The sequence below is a fragment of the Polyangium jinanense genome (assembly GCF_028435365.1).
On sequence record NZ_JAGTJJ010000081.1, the window covers coordinates 19,334 to 40,550 of the forward strand.

General features: G+C 67.2%; 8 protein-coding genes. 3 read left to right on the forward strand and 5 right to left on the reverse strand.

Features of this window, described 5'->3' with window-relative positions; genetic code table 11:
* The first annotated feature begins 178 nt into the window (after nucleotides 1–178).
* Both KEG57_RS50195 and KEG57_RS50200 read left to right on the forward strand, forming a co-directional pair.
* Nucleotides 179–1,723 carry a vWA domain-containing protein gene (locus tag KEG57_RS50195; RefSeq protein WP_272428581.1) on the forward strand — a complete coding sequence of 515 codons (1,545 nt, stop codon included), beginning with the start codon at nucleotides 179–181 and terminating at the stop codon, nucleotides 1,721–1,723.
* Between the two features lie 129 nt (nucleotides 1,724–1,852).
* Nucleotides 1,853–3,829: a serine hydrolase domain-containing protein gene (locus tag KEG57_RS50200; protein WP_272459904.1), complete on the forward strand. Its 1,977-nt coding sequence runs from the start codon at nucleotides 1,853–1,855 to the stop codon at nucleotides 3,827–3,829.
* Here KEG57_RS50200 and KEG57_RS50205 read toward each other — a convergent pair.
* The 4 genes from KEG57_RS50205 to KEG57_RS50220 form a co-directional block, all read right to left on the reverse strand.
* Nucleotides 3,816–8,777, reverse strand: coding sequence for an AAA family ATPase (locus KEG57_RS50205; RefSeq protein ID WP_272428579.1), 4,962 nt, complete (start codon nucleotides 8,775–8,777; stop codon nucleotides 3,816–3,818). The genes KEG57_RS50200 and KEG57_RS50205 overlap by 14 nt on opposite strands.
* 112 nt (nucleotides 8,778–8,889) lie before the next feature.
* Nucleotides 8,890–10,953 (reverse strand): DUF4215 domain-containing protein, encoded by a 2,064-nt coding sequence (locus tag KEG57_RS50210; protein WP_272428578.1) that lies wholly within the window; start codon nucleotides 10,951–10,953, stop codon nucleotides 8,890–8,892.
* Nucleotides 10,954–11,066: 113 nt separating this feature from the next.
* The gene (locus KEG57_RS50215; protein ID WP_272428577.1) at nucleotides 11,067–11,957 is read right to left on the reverse strand and encodes an STAS domain-containing protein; all 891 of its coding nucleotides are present in this window, start codon (nucleotides 11,955–11,957) and stop codon (nucleotides 11,067–11,069) included.
* Between the two features lie 220 nt (nucleotides 11,958–12,177).
* On the reverse strand, nucleotides 12,178–18,186 hold the full coding sequence (locus tag KEG57_RS50220) for an AAA family ATPase (RefSeq protein ID WP_272428576.1): 6,009 nt from the start codon (nucleotides 18,184–18,186) through the stop codon (nucleotides 12,178–12,180).
* 260 nt (nucleotides 18,187–18,446) lie between these two features.
* On the opposite strand from KEG57_RS50220, the gene KEG57_RS50225 reads away from it, so the two are divergent.
* Complete coding sequence (locus KEG57_RS50225; RefSeq protein ID WP_272428574.1) at nucleotides 18,447–19,436, forward strand: response regulator; 990 nt, start codon at nucleotides 18,447–18,449, stop codon at nucleotides 19,434–19,436.
* A gap of 71 nt (nucleotides 19,437–19,507) precedes the next feature.
* Here the strand turns inward: KEG57_RS50225 and KEG57_RS50230 are convergent, their stop codons facing one another.
* Nucleotides 19,508–20,890 carry a hypothetical protein gene (locus tag KEG57_RS50230; RefSeq protein ID WP_272428572.1) on the reverse strand — a complete coding sequence of 461 codons (1,383 nt, stop codon included), beginning with the start codon at nucleotides 20,888–20,890 and terminating at the stop codon, nucleotides 19,508–19,510.
* Nucleotides 20,891–21,217 lie beyond the last annotated feature (327 nt).

The window sequence follows — 21,217 nt, forward strand, 5'->3', positions numbered from 1 at the left end:
ACCGGCCTGTGGGAAGAACTGCGCATCGCGCAGTTCTTCCCCAAATGGTCCAGGGCTTGCCCTGGTTCGGGTCGAGGGGCGAACAGCCCCCGCGGGGCCCGGGGCAGCGCCCCGGCGCGGCGGTTTACGATTCTTGCTTCCTCCCCTCACCCGGGCACGGCCCGGGAAGGAGGTTTCCATGCAGATCCTCTTGTTTCTCGCGACGCTCGTCCTCTTCGGGCAGCCTGCGCTCGCCGCGTCACGCGTCGAGGTCTCCTGGCGTTACGAGCGCGCAGACAATGCACGCACCGAATCGGGATCCCGATCCATCGAAATCCCGCCGCTCGGGGGCCCTGGCCTCGTCGCCACCGATCCCGGGATCGAAAAGACGATTTTCTTGGCGCAGACTGCCCAGACCCTCGTGGATTTCCTCGACCGGTACGAGAACGCCTGCCCGGCCCCCGTTCGCTCCGAGATCGGGCGGGTCGCCATCGATTGCGCCACCCCTCGAATGGCTGTCGCTTCTGCATTGCGCACCGAAATCCAGGCCATGGACGCCCGCATCCTGGCGAATCCGCGGCTTCGCGTGGATCAGGACGTCGTGGAGGTCCTGGATCTTACGCGCTCCCTCGCGGCGAACATGGCGCAGGGTCATGCGCCCGTCGGCGGTTATTCGCCGCCGCAGCCCGCTCCGCTGCACGGGGCGCTGTATTTCGCCGCGCGTGCGGGCGGCGGTGGGCTCGCCCTCGGGGGCGGCGGGGCGCAGGGGTTCGGGTATTTCCGCAAGCTCGTGCGGGATGGAAGCGTACCCAAGGCCGACGTGCTCACCGTCGAGGGATTTTTGCGCGAGTTTTCCCTCCCGCTCACCCGCGCCGAGGCCTGCTCGTCCCTCGTTTGCGTGAATCCAGCCGTGGCCGTCGATTCCGAAAAACGCCGGCTGTACGTGCAGCTCGGCATGAGCTCGAATGTGACTGAGGAGGCCTTCCGGCGCGATCCGCTGAACCTCGCTGTGGTGCTCGACGTCAGCGGCTCGATGGGTGCCACGGACGGCACCGAAAAATCGCGGCTCGAATGGGCCAAGGACGCGCTCATTCGCACGATCGAGGAGCTCGACGAGCAGGACATGCTGTCGATCGTCCTCTTCGAGACGAACAGCGAAATCCTCGTCCGGCCCGCGCCCGTGCGCGACAAGCCGGCGCTCATCGCCAAGGTGAGGGCTCTCCAAACCCGCGGCTCGACGAACCTGGAAGCCGGGCTGCGCGACGGATTCACGCTCGTCCGGGAAAACGTGGACCGCCTGCCGGGCTACGAGCACCGCGTGATCCTCATCTCGGACGCGGGGCTCAACACGGGCGTGACGGATACCGCCTCGCTCGAGCGGCTCGTGACCGAGCAGGCGAACGCTCGGATCGGCCTGACCGCGCTCGGGGTCGGGGAGAATTTCCACCAATCGGTGATCCACGCGATCACGAACAGCCGGGGCGGCAATTACTTGTTCGTACAATCGGGCGAGGACATGCTCCGGTATTTCCGGGCCTTCGATTATCTCGTGACGCCCGTGGCTTACGATTTCAACGTCGCGGCGTTCGTGCAAGGGCTCGGCGTCGAGCACGTGCGCTCATATGGCGTGACGACGGAGGGAGGCGCACAGCCCTCGCGGAACCTGATCGATTTGAAGACGTTGTTCTTCACCGAGACCGGCGGCGCAATCTTGCTCGAATACGCGCTGCCGCAAGCCCGGTGAGAACAGAACTTTCCCTGCCAAGCACGCGCGTGTAGATTGCGCGCCATGCGTTCGCTCCTACCTGTTATCGCGCTCGTCACGCTCGCCGCCTGTTCGTCCGCACCGGAACCCGCGGCCCCTACGCCGCCCGTGGAGCCGACGGGCCCGTCCGCGCCCGCCGCTTCCGCCACGCCTACGGCCGCGCCCGAGGCCCCTGCCCCGCAGGCGGTCGCGGGCGAGCGGCTCGCCGCGGATACGCCGAAGACCACCGTCGCCGGAAATACGTTCATCGCGCCGAGCGGCTGGAAGATCAGCGTGAAGGGTCCGGCCACGATTCTCGAAGCCCCCGAACCGGGCTCGCGCATCGCGCTCGTCGACGTGCAGGCGAAGGACGCGGACGCTGCCGTCGCGCTCGCGTGGGCGGCCTATGGCGCCGAGAAGAAATGGCCGCTCAAGGCGACGGTCGACGCCCCCGACAAGGACGGCTGGACCCGCATCAAGATCTACGATTATCAGACCTCGCCCAACGAAAAACGTGATGTCGGCGCCATGGCGCGGTTCGCGAACGATACGTGGACCGTGGTCATCTACGACATGGACCAGGCCGTCGGCGAGAAGCGCGGCTCGCAGGTCGGGTTGATCTACGGCCGCCTCCTGCCCAAGGGGCGGGCGCGCGAGTCGTTCGCGGGGAAAACCGCGAATACGCTCGATCCGGCGCGTATCGCCGCGCTCGGGAAGTTCGTCGAGACCGCGCAGCAAAAGCTCGGCGTGCCGGGCGTCTCCGTCGGCCTCATCCAGGGCGGCAAGGTGGTGTTCGCTGGCGGCTTCGGCGCGCGGGAGCTCGGCAAGAAGCAGCCCGTGGACGCGGACACGAAGTACATCATCGCGTCGAACACGAAAGCGCTGACGACGCTGATGCTCGCGAAGCTCGTCGAGGAAAAAAAGCTCACGTGGGAGACGCCGGCGACGAGCCTCTTTCCCTCGTTCAAGCTCGGGGATGCGGACACGACGAGCCGCGTGCTGGTAAAACACCTGATCTGCGCGTGTACGGGGATGCCGCGGCAGGATCTCGAGTGGATCTTCCAGTTCCAGGGCGTGACGCCCGACAGCGCGCTCGGCACGCTTGCGACGATGCAGCCGACGAGCAAATTCGGCGAGCTCTTCCAGTATTCGAATCCGCTCGCCGCGGCGGCCGGGTTCCTCGGCGGGCACGTGGCATTCCCGAAGCTCGAGCTCGGCAAGGCCTACGACGAGGCCATGCGCACGCGCGTGTTCGAGCCGCTCGGCATGAAGGGGGCCACGTTCGATTTCAAGCGCGCGCAGACCGGCAATTACGCGGTCCCGCACGCGCAGGACATCGACGGTAAGCCCGCGCGGGCCATCGCGGCGGTGAACGACGCCGTCATTCCCGTACGCCCGGCGGGCGGCGCCTGGGCCACGGTGAACGACGTGCTCAAATACGTGCAGATGGAGCTCGCCGAGGGCAAGCTGCCGGACGGAAAACCCTACATCGAGAAGGACATCCTCCTCGCGCGGCGCGCGCCTCAGGTCGCCATCAATACGGACGCGACCTACGGCATGGGCCTCATGGTCGACAAGAAATGGGGCGTCACCGTGGTGCATCACGGCGGGGACCTCATCGGCTTCCACAGCGACATGATGTGGCTGCCCGAGCACGGCGTCGGGGCCGTGGTCCTGACGAACGGCGATCCGGGTTGGCTCATCCGCAGCATCTTCCAGCGCAAGCTGCTCGAGGTGCTGTTCGACGGGAAAGCCGAGGCGGACACCGAGGTCGCGACGATGGGCAAGATGTACTTCGAGCAAATGGCCGCCGAGCGCAAGCTGCTCACGTCTCCGGCCGACGCCGCGGAGTCCAAGAAGCTCGCCGCCCATTACACGAACGCCGCGCTCGGCGACGTCAAGGTGTCGCGCGCCGGCGCCGCGACGATCTTCGATTTCGGCGAGTGGAAGAGCGAAGTCGCGACGAAAAAGAACCCGGACGGGACGATCTCGTTCGTCACCACGACGCCGGGCATGATCGGGGTGGAGTTCGTGGTCGGCGGCGGGGCAAAACGGACGCTGACGATCCGCGACGCCCAGCACGAGTACGTGTTCAACGAGAAGTGACCCGCGCGAGGCGCGCCGCATGCGCGACGCCTCGCTTCAAGCTCCCGAACGTGAGAATGCCGCCGAGGTCGATGCCCAGGGCAATGAGCGTCTGGGCCACCTCCTTTCGCACGCCCGTGAGCCACGCCTGCATCCCGAGCAGGCGCAGCGCGGACGCCGCGCGGATCAGCGCGGACGCGGCCTCGGCGTCGACGGTCTTCATCCCCGTGATGTCCATGATCACCACCCGGGCCCCACTGCTCTGCGCCCCGGAGAGCACGGTATCCATCACGCGCTCGGCGCGCCGCGCGTCCATTGCGCCGATGAGCGGCATGACGAGGATCTCGTCCGTGATGGGAATCAGCGGCGTGGAGAGCTCCACGAGGAGGTCGGTCTGCACGCGGATGATTTCCTCCTGGAGCGCGACGCGCGCCTGCTCGGCGCGCTCTCGCTCCACGAGCTCCTGCGTGAGCCGCGTGTTGACCTCGAGCAAATCGTGGGTCCGCTGGGCGACCTCGGCTTCGAGCCGCTCGTTCGATTGCCGGAGCGCCTGGCTCGCCTCCTGGAGATGCCCGACGAGGAGCGCATTCTCCAGCGCCGTCGCCGCCTGCGCGCAGAGCAATTCCAAAAACTCGACCCGCTCGGCCCCGAACGCGTCGCGGACGAGGCCATTCTCCAGGTAAAGCACGCCCACGAGGCGGCGCCGGTGCACGAGCGGGAGGCATACAATCGACAGGACCCCGCGGCCGCGCAGGGAGGCGTCCTTCGCGAAGCGCGAATCGGCCGCGACGTCACCCAGCATCACGGCCTCGCGGGTGCGCGCCGCATACCGGATCACCGAGATCGGCAGGTCGGCGGAAGCATCCATCGGGCCTTCGTCGCATACCGTGACGACATCGGGCCCGAGGGTGATCGTCGCCTCGATCCGCAGCTCGCCTTCCCGATCGAGGATCAGGGCTCCCCGCGTGGCGCCCGCATTGCGAAGCACGATGCGCATGAGCTGCTCGATCACCTTGGGCAGCTCCATTTCCCCGGCGAGGGCCTGCCCGAGGCGCAAGACGGTGGCCATATCGACGACGCCGCCTACGCCCCGGCCCACGGAGGTGCTCGCGCTGGTCGAGGCGTGCGTCGCCGGCACACGCGCGAGGCCGTGGGCCACGATGTGCGGGTGCTCCTTCGTCAGGAGCTCGGCCTTGTGCGCCGCGCCCCAGCGGACGTAGGCGGCGTGCGCCTCGCGTAGATACATGGGCGCGAGGAGCTGCCTGCCGCGCGCGAGGAGCGCCCGGCCCGCAAGCTCGTTCCCGAGCGCCTCGTACGGCGTGAAGCCATTCGTCCGGGCGGAGAGGATGGCCCGATCGTAAAGGTCGTCCGCTTCGAGATGGCGCCCCGCGACACGCGCCGCCTCCGCGCGCACGAGCAGATGTTTGTGCTCGTAATTTTCGGGGCCGAATTCGGCATAACGCGCGAGTTTGTCGCGGCTCGCGTCAATTCGCGCTTGATCCCGCCGCGCGGCCTCCGCGTCCCCGACGGGGCCACGTGCGAGCAGGGCGAGCGCCTCGTACAGGTAAAACGTCGGCTCGATGGGCAGCGTCGGCACGGCGTCGAGGACGTCGCGCGCGCGGTCGGCCGATGCCACCGCCTCCTCGTATTGCCCGGCCGTGTAATGCAGCATGAGCAAGGTGATGTGATAGAAGGCGATGCCCGTGCGGAATCCCGCGCGCGTGAAGGTCGCGAGGACGAAGTCGCCGGAAAATCGATCGTCGTCGAGGGGCCGATCTGGGAGCCAGGGGCGCGCGAGGCTCCGGGCAAACTGCTGCGTGAGCTGAACGGCAAGCAGGATGAGCTCGTTCCGGCTCTGCTTCGCGAAGGCGGCGAAGCGCTCGGAGAACCGGACGACGTCGTCGAGCGCATCCCCCCGCTCCAGGGCGAGCCATGTGACCGCGTGGGCAATGAAGCCCGCATTGACGAACTCTCCGACGGTGAGGCAAGCGTCGAACGCCCGCTCGACGATGGGGAAACACGTGCGGTAATGCCTGATCCAGAAATGGATGTGGTTGCCGTGCACGTGCAGCACGCGGCCGCGCGACGCGGCGTCGTCGAAGCGCTCGTTCAACGCCATCGCCATCTCGGAGACCGCGACGGCGGTCGGGATCTGGTCCCATGTGACGAGAAGGACGGCGTAGCAGCTATACGAGTAGCAGGACTCGGGCGAATTCCCGTGGATCAGCGAATGGCGGACGGCCCGCATGACGCTGAACGCGAACACCGCGGGCCTGCCGATGTACGAGCAGGACAGGAGCTCGTTCAGGATGCCCATCACCGCGATCGGCTCGGGGTCGGTCATCACGGGCGCGTCGACGAGCGCCTCGATGGGCGTTTCGCCGAGGAGCGCCTTGACCTCCTGCATCTCGCGTATCGTCGCGGCCTGCACGGCTTCGTCGGTCTCGGGGGTCTCGATGCCGAGGCGCCCGAGCGCCCGAAAGCCGACATCGACAGCCTCGGCGTACTTGCCCGCTACCTGATGGAGCCGAAGCACCAGGGCGAACACGTTCCCGAGGTCGACCTTCGACCGGGCCCTCTCCACGAGGCGATCGAACGAGGCCTCGGCCTGCCCGAAGCGCCCGCAGAGGTAATCGCATTCGGCGAGCTCCTTGTGCAGGGCGAAGGTGAGCGCGTAGAGGTCCTGCCAAGCCGATTCCGGGAGCAGGGTCGTGCCGACGCGGAAATGGTTTGCCGCCGCCTCGTACGCATTCGACGCCTTGGCCTTGCGGCCGACGTCGAGGTTCCGCTCGGCGAGCGCGAGCCTCTCGGCGGGATCCTGCATCTGCGCCTCGCCATGATTGAGGTGGAAGGCAACCTCGAAGTGGGCCCGATCCGGCGCACCCGGATCCATTCCCGCGAGGAGGAGCCGCCCGATACGCAGGTGCGTCGCGGCCCGGTCCGCTTCGTCGATCGTCGCATAGGCGGCCTGCTGCACGCGGTTGTGCAGGAAGCGGTATCGATCGGACGCTTCCTGCACCACGAGCCCCTCGCGGATCGCGGGCAACAAGGCATCAGCGGTCCGATCGGGAGACAGCTCGTCGATGGTGGAGAGGGTTTGCAGCGTGAAGGTATGGCCGATGCACGCGGCGAGGCGGAGGACGCGCTGCGTTTCGCCCGCGAGGAGCGCGAGGCTACCGACGATCAGATCCACGACGTTGTCGGTGACCTCGCGCGCCTCGATGGCCTCGAGGTCCCAGTGCCAGGCGCTCTGCTCGGCGTCGTAGCGGATCTGCTGGCCTTCGTGCAATGCGTGCAGGAACTGGCCCACGAAAAACGGGTTTCCCTGGGTCTTCGCCAGCACGGCCATGGCGAGCGGGCGTGCGCGTGGCGGGTCCACGGCGAGCGCGTCGCCGAGCAATTGCTCGAGTTCCGGGGCGCCGAGCGATCGGAGCCCGATCTCGCTCACGGCGACGCCCTCGTTCCGCAGCACGGCGAGGGTCACCGTCAAAGGATGCGCCGCGTCCACCTCGTTGTCGCGGTACGCGCCGAGAATCAAGAGACCGGGGCAATCTCGGTCCGCGAGCAGGACCTCGAGCAGCTTGAGCGAGCCGGGATCGGCCCATTGCAGATCGTCGAGGAACAGGACGAGCGGCCTGTCCGGGCTCGTGAAGACCTGCACGAAGCTCTTGAGCACGAGGTTCATGCGATTCTGCGACTCGCCCGGCCCGACGATGGGGAGCGCGGGCTGCGGGCCCAGGATGTTCGCGAGCTCGGGGACGAGATCCACGATGACCTGGCCATTGCCCGAGAGCGCCCGCGACAGGCGCGCCTGAAAGGACGCGAGCTCGCCTCCGCTCTCGCCGAGGAGCTGCTGCAAGAGCTCGCGGAATGCTTGAATGACGGGGCCGTACGGGACGCTGCGGCTCAGGAGATCGAATTTACCGGAAATGAAGCGCGCGCCATCACGAGGAAGGCTCCGGCGGAGCTCGTGGACGAGCGCCGACTTGCCGACCCCGGAGGGACCCGCGATCAGGACGAGCTCCGCCGGCCCGAGACGTGCCCGCTCGAATGCATCGAGCAAGGCCTTCCCCTCGACGGATCGGCCATAAAGCCGCTCCGGCAAATGCAGCGCCGCAGCGGTGTCGTGGCGCCCGAGTACGAAGGTCTCGACCGTGCCCGTTTCCTCGATCTGGCGGATGCACGCGGCGAGATCGAGCTCGACGCCGCGCGCGGTCTGGTATCGATCCTCCGGCGCCTTGGCGAGAAGCTTCATGACGAGCGCCGAGACGACCTCGGGGATCCGCCCGTCGACCTCCCGCGGCGCGGCGGGGACGCGCGCGATGTGGCTGTGCACGAGCTCGACGGGGTCGGTGGTCGTGAAGGGCAAATACGCCGTGAGCATCTGGTAAAGGGTGACGCCGAAGGCATAAAGATCGGCGCGGTGATCCACCGTTCGATTCATGCGGCCCGTCTGCTCGGGCGCGAGATAGGCGAGCGTCCCCGTCATGGCCTCCGCGCCGCGCCCGGTCGCCTCCGACATCCGCATGGCCAGACCGAAATCGAGAAGGTAGACGCTCCCCGTCTCCGGGTGATAAAGAAGATTCTGGGGTTTTACGTCGCGGTGAACGATCCCGCGCTGATGGACGCTGGCGAGAATGCCCGCGATGCCACGGCCGATCTTCAGCGCCGTCGCCACGTCGAGGCGCCGCGCGCGGAGGAGCGCGGCGAGCGTCTCGCCCGGGAGCGCCTCCAGCACGAGCGCGACGCTTCGCTCGGACGGCTCGAGCGAAAGGGCCTTGACCACGCCGGGCGCGTCGATGCTCTTCAGAATCGAATACTCGTGCCGGAGCCGCTCGATGTCACGCGGCGTCACCTCTCCGCGTGGGAGCTTGATGACAACCGGGGTCGGGTCGTCATCCCGCTGTCCACGATGGATGACGGTGCACGAGCCTTCGTGAATCGCGGCTCCGACGAGGCGATAGGCCATAACGTGCCAGCAAAACACAGGCGCCCGGCCGACGCCAAGCACAATCGTGCTCTGCCTTTCGTGGCTTCACGCACGAACACGTATGACCATCGCCCCGGAGAGGGCAGCCTGGCTACTTGAGGATGACGCGGCCCATTGCGAACCGGAAGAAGCTCGAATAAGCGGCCGCGTCGATGCAGGTGGAGAGGTTCACCGCGGCGTTGTTCTTGTCGGTGCAGCCCGTCACGACCTTCTGCGCATTGACGGTGAGCTTGTAGGGCGCGCCGGCTCCGCCGACGGGCGCGGCCGGATCGGCCTGATCGGGCTGCGTCGGGTAGAGGGCCGGAACGACGAACCCCACGTTGATCGAGCAGCCGGAGACGAGCAGGTCGAGGAAACTATTCGCGGCGCTGTAGCCCTGCGTGCACGCGAGCGAGCCGCCGGGCAGAAGCTCGGGCGGAATGGTGGCCTGCGCGAGCGAACGCGCGCTGATGTCGCCGCAGAGCAGGCCGGAGAACGTGGCGTCTTTCTGCCCCAGGCTCGCGAAGCTCTGCAAAGAGGGGTTCAGGTGCTCGGAAGCGAGGTGGCCGGGCGGCGTCCCATTCGAGACGAGCGGCGTCGAGCCCGCGTTGACGGTGACGCGGAGCTTCGTGCTCGACATCCGGAGGGTCGTCACGGCGCTCGGGAAGAAATTGATGGCAATGCTCATCGTGCCGGGCCCCGCATTCAAGACACCGCCGGTGATGTTGCCCGTGAGCTTGTCGAGCGGGTTCCGGGCCGCGTCGAGCGTGGCCGTGTTCGTGTTGTACCACCAATCGAGGTCGTTCGCTCCGCTGTAGCCCGCGCCCGCCACGGGCGTCGCGCGCACGACGCCGAGCTCGACCGACGGATCGTCGACGCCGACGAGGGCCGCGAGGCCGAACATCTTGAAGAGGAAGCCCGTCGTTCCAGCATTGACGCCCTGATCGATGTAGGTCTGGACCTGGGAACCGGCCACACCCGGGTCAATCGCCGTGCCGAACCGGTTCGCCGCGCAGAATGCGTCGGTGGCGAACTGCATCTTCAGGTAATTCGACCGCAGGTCTTGCTCGAACTTGCAGACCCCATCGCACCCGTCGAGGTTCACCTGGTTCCCGTCGTCGCAATCCTCGCCGGCCTCACGAATGCCGTTGCCGCACATGGACGTGGGGGCGGTCTTGCACATCGCGTCGCAAAGGACGGTCCCCGGCGGCTCGCATTGCTCGCCGTTCATGGGGTCGACGCAGCCGTCGCCGCACACGGACGCCTTGCACATGCCGGAGGCGCACACGCCGGAGGCGCACGCGGTGCAGTCGAGGAGCTGCACGCCCGGCATGCACTTTTGCCCGACGTTCGCGCCGTTCATCACGGTCGTGCACGTCTCGACGCCGTTGCAGGTCTCGGCGTCGGGGCACGAGTCCGGCCCCTTGGTGCACGAGAACGTGCAGTTCGCCTCGCACCCCGCATTGGGTCCGTTCGCCGCGCCAAAATCGCATTGCTCGCTGCCCTGGACGACGCCGTCGCCGCAGACGGGGGCCGTGCAGACGCCGGCCTTGCAGGTCGCGTTCGGGCCACACGTGGTACCCTCCTGCGCGGGGTCGGCGATGGCGACGCAGGTATGGTTCGCGAGGCACGCGTTCTGCTGGCAAACCGGCGCCGCGGGGCAATCGGCCGCGGCGTCGACGCACGAGTACGTACAATCCTGATCGCAGCCGTCGCCGTCGACGAGGTTGCCGTCGTCGCACTGCTCCGGGGGGTTTACGACCCCATCGACGACGCAAGCAGGAGGAGCGCCGCCCCCGCCGCCGTTTCCAGCCGCGCCGCCGCCGCCGCCCATGCCCCCTGCCCCACCCGCGCCGCCGCTGCCGCCGCTGCCGCCGACGCCGCCCGCCCCGCCGATTCCTCCGCCGCCGCCGCCCATACCGCCGCCGCCGCCCATACCACCGACGCCGCCCGCGCCGCCGGCGCCGCCCATACCGCCGCCGCCGCCCATACCACCGACGCCGCCCGCGCCGCCGGCGCCGCCCGTGCCGCCGACTCCCCCATCGCCGCCGACGCCGCCCGCGCCGCCGCTGCCGGAGCTGGAAGTGGAGTTCGTGCCCGTGGTTTGGGTGGAGCCGTCGCTGCAAGCGACGAGGAGGAGACTGCCGAGAGAAATACCGACAAAGAGACGCTTCATGGGGGCGGCATCCTACGCGGATCTTTCACTCCGAGGCGGGAAAAATTCGCCTGCCGGTGCCGCGTCTCCCACCCCGGCCCGTGGTGGCGCTCATTTCGCCGGACAGCAGGGGGCTAGCTGCTGTCGCGCGTGAGCTTGACGGCATGCGCGACGGCCGTTTGCAGGTTCGAACAGGTGACGATGCCGGACAGGTCGGCGCCGATGGAGATCAACGTGCGCGCCACCTCCGGTCCGATACCGCTCAGCACCATGCGCGTGCCGAGCAGCCGCACAGCCTGCGCAACCCGCAAGAGGGTGCTCGCCACCTGCTCGTTCACCGCGACCACGCCGGTGACGTCGACGATCGCCACGCGCGCGCCGGTTTTGCTCACGCCTGTGAGCAGGGTCGTGAGCACCCGCTCCGCACGCTCGGAATCGATCGCGCCGATGAGCGGCATGACCATGACATCGTCGCGGATGGGAATGAGGGGCGTGGAGAGCTCGGCCAGCCTCGCGCGCAGGGTCTCCTCGACGCGCAGCTTCTCGGTGACGTCGAGGATCTGCGAGATGAAATGGAGCGGCTCGCCACGCCCATCGCGCACCATGGAGACGTGCAGCTCGGCGTGGATGACTGCGCCGTCCCTGCGAAAGTATCGCTTGCGCAGCTCGTACCGCGCGAGCTCGCCCCGGAGCACGCGGTCGACGAGCTCGAGGTCACTCTGCAGGTCCTGCGGATGCGTGATGTCCTGGAAGCGCACCTTGATGAGCTCCGCGGGTGCGTAACCGAGCAGCTCGCCGAGCGCGTGATTGGCGCGGATGAATGAGCCATCGAGCCCGACGAGGGCCATCCCGATGGGGGCGCCGTCGACCGTCAGCCGGAAGCGCTCCGCCTCGAGGCGCTGCCCATGCTCGGCAGCCTCGAGCTTGCTCTCCAGCTCGGCGATGCGGCGCTCCAGCTCGGTGCGCATAGGTTCGTGGAAACGATGATTCTCGACGTCCGAGACCTCGATCGCATGGATATACATGCACGTGCCCCCCTACTCGCGCAGCATAGATCGGACGTGAGGCGATGCACAAGGCCTCGATGGTCCAATGACGTACGCGGGGAGCTTGCCAGGCGCCCATTCCCAGAACGGTAGCCGTCGGGTACGAGCGACATCGACCCGAAGAGACGGTCCTTTACCCGGTGGAGTCTTGCATACCCGTCTCTTGCTCCTGTCTTTCGCTCCGTCCTGGTCGTGCGCGCTAAGCGCTCACCTCGGGCATGACCGTGCCTGTGGCATACCCATCGACGAACTCTTGCAGCTTCCTCATCTGGTAACTCCGCGCGAATCCCCTGAGCTGCTCGAGCCACGGGCCGAGTCGCGGTTCGTTCTGCTCCATGCGCGCCGCTTCCGCCATGACGATCCGGATCCGCCCCGACGTCACCAGCTGCGATAGAAGGGCAAGCTCCTCGCCGGAAGGCGGCACGAGCGGTCCACTCGCCCGCGCCCCCGTGACCGGGGCCTTCTTCTCGGCATGAATCCATTCCACGCCGAGGAAGCGCTGGATCTTTTCGAAGAGCGCGCTCGCTTGCACGGGCTTGTGCAAGGAATCGTTCCAACCGGCGCGGACGCCTTCTTGCCCTTCGACTTCGGATACCTTCGCCGACGAGATCAGGATCACGACCTCGCCGAGCTCGGGCATCTGCCGCAGGCGACGCGTGGCTTCATAGCCGTCCATGCCCGGCATGGCCAGGTCCATCAAAATGAGCCCCGGCCTCCGCTCCCTGGCCAGCCGGAGCGCCGCCTCACCGTCCTCGGCTTCGACGACCTCAAAGCCAATCGGGACCAGCAGATCGCTCACCAGGGCACGATTCTGCGGGTGATCGTCCACGACGAGGATCGTGCGGCGTTCTCCTCGATACCCGGTGATGGTATCCCACCCGAGGGCCATGTCAGCGCTCGCGGAAGCGGGCGCCCCCGCGAGCGGGAGCATCACCGTGAAGGCGCTTCCGCGGCCGAGTTCACTCTCGACCTCGATCGTGCCGCCCATCTGGTCGACGATCCTCTTCGTGATGGCGAGGCCGAGCCCGGTGCCGGCGCCTTTCGCCTTTTGATCGCCGACCTGCTCGAAGGGATCGAAGATGCGCGAGAGGTGCTCCGACGCAATCCCGGGGCCCGTATCCTCGACCCGGAACCGCAACGTGACCCCTTCCTTGGAGCCGCGCGAAAGCTCCTCGATGGCGAGGCTCACGCTTCCTCGTTCGGTGAACTTGATGGCGTTGCTCACGAGGTTCAAGAGCACCTGCGTCAGGCGTTTCTCGTCGCCATGGACCGTGGACGTCGTGCCCGCGCGTATCGCTTGGGTGAACGCGATGCCCTTCTGGTCTGCGCGTACGCGGCACAGATCCACCACCGTGCGCACCGAGGCGCCAAGGTCGAAGCTCTTCGAAACGAGCTCCATCTTGCCGGCCTCGATCTTCGCGAGGTCCAAGAGGTCTTCCAGCAAGGAAAGCAGGTGCTCGCCCGATTTCTGAATGGTTTGCACCCCATCACGGCTCTTCGAGGAGAGCTCGGGCGCGCGCGAGAGGACCTGGGCATAACCGAGGATGCCGTTGAGCGGCGTGCGCAGCTCGTGGCTCATGCTCGAGAGGAAATCGCTCTTCGCCCGGTTCGCCCGATCGGCCGCCTCCTTGGCGATCCGAAGCTCGGCCGTGCGCTCCTTGATCTTGGCCTCCAGGTCCCGGTACAGCATGGCATTTTCGACGGCAATGGCCGCCTGCGAGGCCAGCACCGACAAGAACTCCACGCGCGCGGGAGGGAACGCCGACGCCACGTCTCGGTGTTCGAGGTAAAGCACGCCCACGAGATTTCCTCGGTGCGTCAAAGGCAGGGCCAAAAGGGCGAGCACCGCGCGCGACGCAAGGTAGGGGTCGCTGGCGAAGCGCACTTCGTTCCTGGCATCACCCGCCACCACGGGCTCGCCCGTGCGGGCCGCATACTGCACCACGGTCGCCGGAATGTCTTGGCTTTGCCCGAGCGGCTCCGATAGCCCCGTCTCGATACGAGCCCCCTCCACCGACAGCCGCGCCACGACGGAGAGCGTTTCCCCTTGGCTGAGCACGAGGGCGCCGCGCTGCGCCCCCGCATTCTCCAGCAAGAGCTCCATCAGCCGGCCGACCACGCGATCCGGATCGAGCTCGCTCGAAAGCGCTTGCGCCGCACGCACCGCGGTGTTCACGTCGAAATTCGCGCCCGCGGAGGCGCCCGTGGTCGTCGTGATCGAGGTCGTCAGGGCCGTGCGCTCGACAGCCGCGTGCACGGGCGCCTTGAGCAAGGCGGGGTATTTCGCGCCCAGATGGGCGGCCACGTTGACGGCGCCCCAGCGCACATAGGCGTCGCGAGCTTCGCGCATGTACAGGGCACCGATATGGCTCGTGCCCGTTTGCAGTCGGAACTCGGCGGCGAGCTGGGTCGAAAGAGCCTCGATGTGCAGGAAGCGGTGCTCGCGCGAAAGCTCGATCGCCTCGTCGTACTTGACGATCGCCTCCTCGGTCTTGCCGAGGATACGGGCGTATTCGGCCTCGACGAGGCGCAGCTTGTGGAGGAAGTTCGACGCAGAACCTTCCGCGAAATAGCGCAGCCGCTCGAGGCCGTGCTCGATGTGCGCTCGCAGCCGCGCCTGCTCCTCGGGGCCGGCGGCGTCATGCCAGCACTTCGCCGCCGAAAGCGCGAGGAAGAGCGGGATGTCCGTCACCGGCGGCATGCCGAGGATGTCGGCTCGGAATTGGTCTGCGTCCCGCGCCCGCGAGAGCGCTCGATCCCACCTGCCGGTGACGCAGAACAGATAGGCTTCCAGAGTTCGCGCAAGCCCTCCCGTGAACCCGTCCCCGTCGTCGAGGAGGGAGCGCGAACCTCGCGACAGAGGCTCGTCATTCAGGAGTTTCGGGGCGCCCTCGGGCGTCATCAGCACCTCGCAATAGGACGCGACCGCCTCGAAGTGGTGCCTTCCCACGGCGTCTCCCGCGCGCTGCACGAGATCCCAGCGAGCCTTGACCTGCGCCTGGACCTGGCCGAGAGGCAGGCCACGCCAGACGCGGTGATAGAACAGCTCGGCCAGGAGGCCCCAGCTCGTGCCCTGGAACGAACCGATCTTCAAGCCGGTCGCGATCGCCTGTTCGTAGAGTGCGGCCGTCTCGTCGACGGGCCTGGAATAGACCATGTAGATACCATGGAGCACCAGGCACTCGGGGAGCATCGCGGACCCCACGCGTTCCGCGGCAACGACCCCGGGCTCGACCCAGCGCAAGACGCGCCGATACATGCCCGTGGCCACCGACCACACATTGGCGAAGCTGCAGAGCATGAGGGTGGCCGCCGGCGTGAGGGACTTCCGTCGCACCGCCTCGGAGACCAGGCGAACGATGATGAGCGTGTAAAGCATCGGCCGGCCGCCGTAGATCGAGCAGAGCTGCGCCTGCGTCATCAGGGCATCGATGAGCCGGTGCTCCAGGGACCACTCGGGCGGCATTCGATCGAACGCACCGAGGTCTTGCTCCAGCCATCGATCCAGCGCGGCGGATTCCTCGAGGAGCGCCGGCTGACACGCCTCGTCCGTGGCGGGAAACGTAAAACCCCGCTCCGCGAGCGCCGCAATGCCAAGCTCGATTCCCCGCGCGTATTGGCCCGTCGCCAGGCAGCAGCGAACGCGGATCTCCTGCGCCGACAGCCAAGGCACCGCCGGAAGAGGCCTCGCGAGCAAGTCGAGCGCACGTGCTTCGACGTCGTCGAAGTCTCGGAGCAGATAGGCCGCCTCCAGGCGCTCCAGGGCAATCTCCACCGACAGCGCTCGCTCGTCCTCTGCGCATCGCTCGCCGAGGAGCGCCTGCGCGCTCTCCAGCAGGCTGGCCATCAATCGGTACGAGCTCGCCGCCTTTGCGACGCGAGCGGCCTCCAGGTTCACCCGCGCGACGTCGTTGCGCTCCGCCACGGACGAGATCCGCGCCGCGCCCTGATTCATGTGCCGCACGAGCTCCAGGAGTTGCTGCGGCGTGCCCCCTTCGGCTCGATATCGCGCCCAGAGCCGCCGCCCGATCTCGAGGTGTGCGAGGACGCGCTGCTCCGGCGAGATTCGCTCGTAGCTCGCCTGCTGCACGCGGTCGTGCAAGAACCGGTACGAAGCGTCCAGCGCTCCCTCGCCGACCGCTCCGAGCGCCTGCGCGGGGCGATATGCCCCATCGACCGGCACGACCAGCTCCTCCTGCAGCGCCGGCCATAACGCCCCCGTCACCCGGGCGCGCTCCCATCCGCTCAATCGCTCGAGATCCTGGAGATGGAACGTATGCCCTGCGCACGCTGCGAGCCCCAGGAGCTGCTGCGTGGCCTCCGGCATTTCTCGCACCTTGTCCGTCAGGAGCGACACCACGTTATCGGTGACCTGCGCTCGCTCCAGGTCCGCTTGATTCCAGCGCCATTCCCCGCTCTCCGGGTCCCTCACCACGTGCTTCTGCCGGTGCAGGGAGAGCAGCAGTTGCTCCAGAAAGAACGGGTTTCCGCGCGTCTTTTGCCATTGCACACGGGCCAGCGGCTCCACGCGACTCGGCTCGCTCTCGAGCGTGCGCGAAAGCCACTTTTGCACCTGCTCTTCCGACAGCGGGCCCACCGTCAGCCTCGATACCTTGGCTTCGCTCGCCTCCGTGGCCTCCACGAGCTTCCACAACGGATGCTCGGGCGGTGTCTCGTTGTCACGGTAAGCAGCGATCACCAGCAGCGATTTTCGCTCCACGTCCGTCAGGAGCGTCTGCAGGATGATCAGCGTGGCGCTGTCTGCCCACTGCATGTCGTCCAGGAACATGACGAGCGGCGGGTTCGGTGTCGTGACGGCTCGAACGAAGTTCAGCCACGTCAGCTTCTGCCGATTGAGGACCTGCTCGCCCTCCACGGGCGGCACCGGCGGCAATTTGCCCATGACGAGGTCGAGCTCCGGCACTACGTCCGCAATCAGCCGCGCGTTGTCCCCGACCTCGTCCCGGATCCGAGCTCGCCAGGTCTCGAGGACCGTCTTCGGGCTCGAAAGCCATTGACGCATCAGCCCCCCGAATGCCTGGGCAATCGCTGCGTACGGCGTCGACCGCGCGAGCTGGTCGTGTTTGCCTGCGATCAAGAGCCCGCGCCCGGCCTTCGCGATGTCGTGGTAGACCGTACGCACCAGCGCCGTTTTTCCAATGCCCGACGGCCCGCCGACGAGCAAGAGCTCCGCCGCGCCCCGCGCCGCGCGGGCAAACGACTCCCCGACCCGCTCGACGTCCTGCTCTCGCCCCACGAGCACCTGCGGCAACCGCAGCTTCCGCGAAAAATCCTTCTTTCCAAGCGAGAAGGGCTCCACCGTGCCGCGCTCCTCGAGCGCGCGGAGCGCCTCCTCCAGATCCTCCGCCACGCCTCGGGCCGTTTGGTATCGCCGGTCGGGATCCTTTGCCAGGAGCTTCGATACGATCGCCGATACGACGCTCGGCACGTCCGGCGCGACCGTATCGAGCGGAGGCGGGGTCTTGGCCAGGTGCGCGTGCACGAGCGAAAGCGGATCGCGGTCCGTGAAGGGCCGCCGCCCCGACAGCACCTCGAAGAGCGTCACGCCCAGCGAATAGAGATCCGTGCGTGTATCGAGCGCACGCGCCGTGCGCCCCGTTTGCTCCGGCGAGATATACGCGAGCGTCCCGTCCAGCGCTTCGGGAATGCTCGCCTCGGTCGCCTCCTGGGACAGCATCGAGGCGATGCCGAAATCGAGCAGGGTGACCTGCTCGGACTCGTCATCCAGGAGCACGTTCTGCGGTTTGACGTCCTTGTGCATCACACCGGCGGCATGCACGCCCTCGAGCACTCGCGCGAGGCGCCGCCCAAACCGCAGCCCGGCCGAAAGCGGCAGACGACCCTGCGTGGCGAGCACCTGATCGACCGAGCGAAATCCAGGATCTTCGAGAACCAGCGCCACCGTGCCGTCCCGCTGCGCGAACCCCTGCACGCGCGCCACGCCGGACACGGTCGCGAGCTGCTGAAGCACTTGATGCTCGTGGACCAGCCGACCCATCACGCGCGGGCTCGGCACATCGGCCAGCGGGACCTTGATCGCCACCTTCGTGCCCGAGGCAAGATGCACCGCGCGGTAGACGCGTGTCTCGCTTCCCTCGTAAGCGACATCGCCCAATCCATACCCCGTCAGATCCATCTTCGAACCCCTCCCGTGCGTCTCGTACAGATGCACGATCCCGATCTGCACCAGAGTAACCTCGGAAAGCCGATGCACGTCAATGCAATTGTGAACGATGCGAGGGCCTGTCGTGTCGTGCCAAACCGTGCATACACACGATCGAAGCCCACCACTTCGAGATCGTGTGTAAATCGAATCACGCCCACGCTACAGAATCGCGTTTTTTCAGCCTCGCCGACCCCGCGCTCCCTGCAGCGGCGCCAAATGCTTGGCGCTTTACTGCCGTGATACTTCTTGATAGGGTCCGCGCTAAACTCTTCGGGGGTTGGATGGACGCTCTGACGCAATACAATGGACTCGTGGTCGCGGTGGACGACAACCCCGTCAACCTCGACACGCTTCTCGAAGCATTGTCAGGCGAGCGTCTGGACCTCGCCGTTGCCACGGATGGCAACATGGCGATGCGCCTGATCGAGCGCGAGCAGCCTGATCTCGTTCTCCTCGACGTCATGTTGCCGGACATCGACGGCTTCGAGGTGTGCAGGCGCTTGAAAGCCAACCCACAAACCGCCGACACGCAGGTCGTCTTCATGACCTCCTTGAGCAGTCGGGAGCACCGGCTGCAGGGGCTGCATGCGGGCGCTGTGGATTTCATCAGCAAGCCCTTCGATTCCGAGGAGCTCCTGGCGCGCATACGCCCGCACATCGCCGTCCGGCGCATGACGCGGACGCTGCAGGAAAAGAACACGAGCCTGGAGGCGGAAGTTCGTCAGCGCGCCGCCGTCGAGGCCGCGCGCGAGGCGCTCCTCGTCGAGCTCATGACCCGTACCGAGGAGCTGCGTGATGCCAAGGAGCGGCTCGAGCGCGAGCTCGTCGAGAAAGGGCGCGCGAATGCGGAGAAGACGGCGCTCCACGAGCAGATCATCGCCGCGCAGCAGACCCGGCTCCTCGAGCTCTCCACGCCCCTCATTCCGATCACGGATCGCATCCTGGTCATGCCGCTCATCGGGACGATGGACGCCGACCGGGCCGAGCAAGCCATCGAGGCAATGCTCGAGGGCGCCAGCAGCCGATCCGCCGAATTCGTCATTCTCGACATCACGGGCCTCAAGCGCGTGGACGAGAACGTCGCCAGCATGCTCCTCGCCGCTGCCAACGGCCTCAGGCTCCTGGGAACGCGCACGGTGATCACCGGGATACGTTCGGAGGTCGCCCGGACGCTCGTCCACATCAACGCATCCCTGCAAGGAATCGTCACGAAGGCGACGCTGCAGGACGGCATTGCGGTCGCAATGCAGGCCGCCCGTCATCGAGCGTAGCTGTCAGATTCGTTGTTCGGCGGAGGGAACGAGCGGCCGCCTCGGGACCGCTCGCAAAGGCCGGCATCGCGTCAGGGCTTGATGGCCCAGAGCTTTTCGCTGCCTTTCGGCAGGAACAACACGACGCCCCATTCCGCGATGTAGGTCAGCTCGTACGTCAGCGCGGGCGAGGGCATCCCCGAGGGCGGGCGAGCCTCGCGCGTGGACGACAGCACATAGGGCTCCGCCTCGGTGCCGGCGCCGCTCTTGGGCTCGAGATCGACGCGGAAGAACGCATCGAGATCCGCTTCGACGCTGTAGTTCCAGAAATTCATCTTCGCCCCATCGTAGAAGACCGGAATGCCCTCCTGCTTCGGGGAGATTTGAGGCCAGCTCGGCAGATCGCCGGTGAGCGTCAGGTGCTCGACCGCGCGTGTCGCCTTGTCGATGCGCCAGCCACGCGTGGCGGTCGAGGTACCGTTGGAATTCGTCGGCGTGAAGACGTAGACGTACGGCCCGCCGATCACGATCGACGAGCTGCCAGACACCTCCCACTTGGCGTCCACCACGTTCTCGATCGTGCGCGTGGCGGGATCCATCTCGAGCACGCGATTGCGCCAGTTCAATCCAGCATCACCGGCGATGAGGGTCGTCCACGCCTTGCCGGTCGCCGGATCGTTGGCCGTCCGCGTGCCCGCCTGGAGCACGACCTCGAAGTAGTTGGGATTGAACTTGACGAGCTGCGGCCCGTACACGTCCTTCTCGAGAGAGGTCCACTTTCCGCTCACCACGTCGGCGACGCGCACGGGGCCATAGTGCAGGATCATCTTGCCGTCGACGAAGCTCATCGCGGAGTAGGTGTGGCTCGACGCGGGCGCGGCGAACGGCGCCGCATAGGGCAGATCGGCGGGATCCGTCAGCGTCTCCGCGGTCTGGAAAAACCCGTTCGTCGCGCCGGAAGGATAGACGATGGGGGAGTTCGGCGCGGTGTAGGCAGGTGGATACGCGGAGGGCGGCGTCGGCGGCACGACGATGCTGTACTTCAGCGTCGCCGCGTCGAGCTTGAAGACGGCGTTGACGCTGCCGTCACTGTGGCCCCCGCCGAAGAGGTAAAACGCCTTGCCCGCGTGATCGAACACCGGATTGCAGTACGCGTCGCGCACGGCGTCGATCGGCGCCGAGCCGACGTAACCGGCGTTGGGCTCGAGGTTCGCCTTGACCCACGCCGTGAAGGGCTCGGACTCCCCGAGCTCGGTCCAGCTGCCGCCCGCGGGCAACGACGTGGCCCAGTCGGGCGCGGGGCTGCCGCCGCCCGAAGCGGTGGACGAGGACGAGCTGGAGGCGCCGCCGCCCCCCATCGCCGAGGACGACGTCGCGCCGCCGCCCCCACCCGTGTCGCTGTTCGTCCCTCCTTCGCCGCACGCGGCGAGCAGCGCGGCAGCAAACACCATCCCGACTCCAATCGAGCGGCTCATCAATTTTCACTCTCCAGGGTTGAAGTGAGACGTGGGAAATATCGAGCCACAGGTCGTATTGCAAGGGGGATGACGAGGATCGCACACGCACACCCCACCCAGCGGCGGAGCATGGGTTTCATGTCGAAGCCGTTGCGCTGGGGCGTTGCCCCAGGCCCCACCAGGGGCTGTCCGCCCCTGGACCTGGACCAGCCAGGGGCCTGAGCATTGGTCTCATCTCGCGAGCCCATTCTCCCTGAGCACCCGTAGCATCTCTGCTGCGGGTGCCAGTCGTTCGAGCCCGCGGCTGATGGTGACGGATCCGGGGGGTCCTCCGGAGGACTTGCC

Bases quoted from the DNA above. Each gene is read 5' to 3' on its own strand.
- KEG57_RS50195 (WP_272428581.1), top strand. From the start codon at position 179: ATGCAGATCCTCTTGTTTCTCGCGACGCTCGTCCTCTTCGGGCAGCCT.
- KEG57_RS50205 (WP_272428579.1), bottom strand. From the start codon at position 8,777: ATGGCCTATCGCCTCGTCGGAGCCGCGATTCACGAAGGCTCGTGCACC.
- KEG57_RS50210 (WP_272428578.1), bottom strand. From the start codon at position 10,953: ATGAAGCGTCTCTTTGTCGGTATTTCTCTCGGCAGTCTCCTCCTCGTC.
- KEG57_RS50215 (WP_272428577.1), bottom strand. From the start codon at position 11,957: ATGTATATCCATGCGATCGAGGTCTCGGACGTCGAGAATCATCGTTTC.
- KEG57_RS50225 (WP_272428574.1), top strand. From the start codon at position 18,447: ATGGACGCTCTGACGCAATACAATGGACTCGTGGTCGCGGTGGACGAC.
- KEG57_RS50230 (WP_272428572.1), bottom strand. From the start codon at position 20,890: ATGAGCCGCTCGATTGGAGTCGGGATGGTGTTTGCTGCCGCGCTGCTC.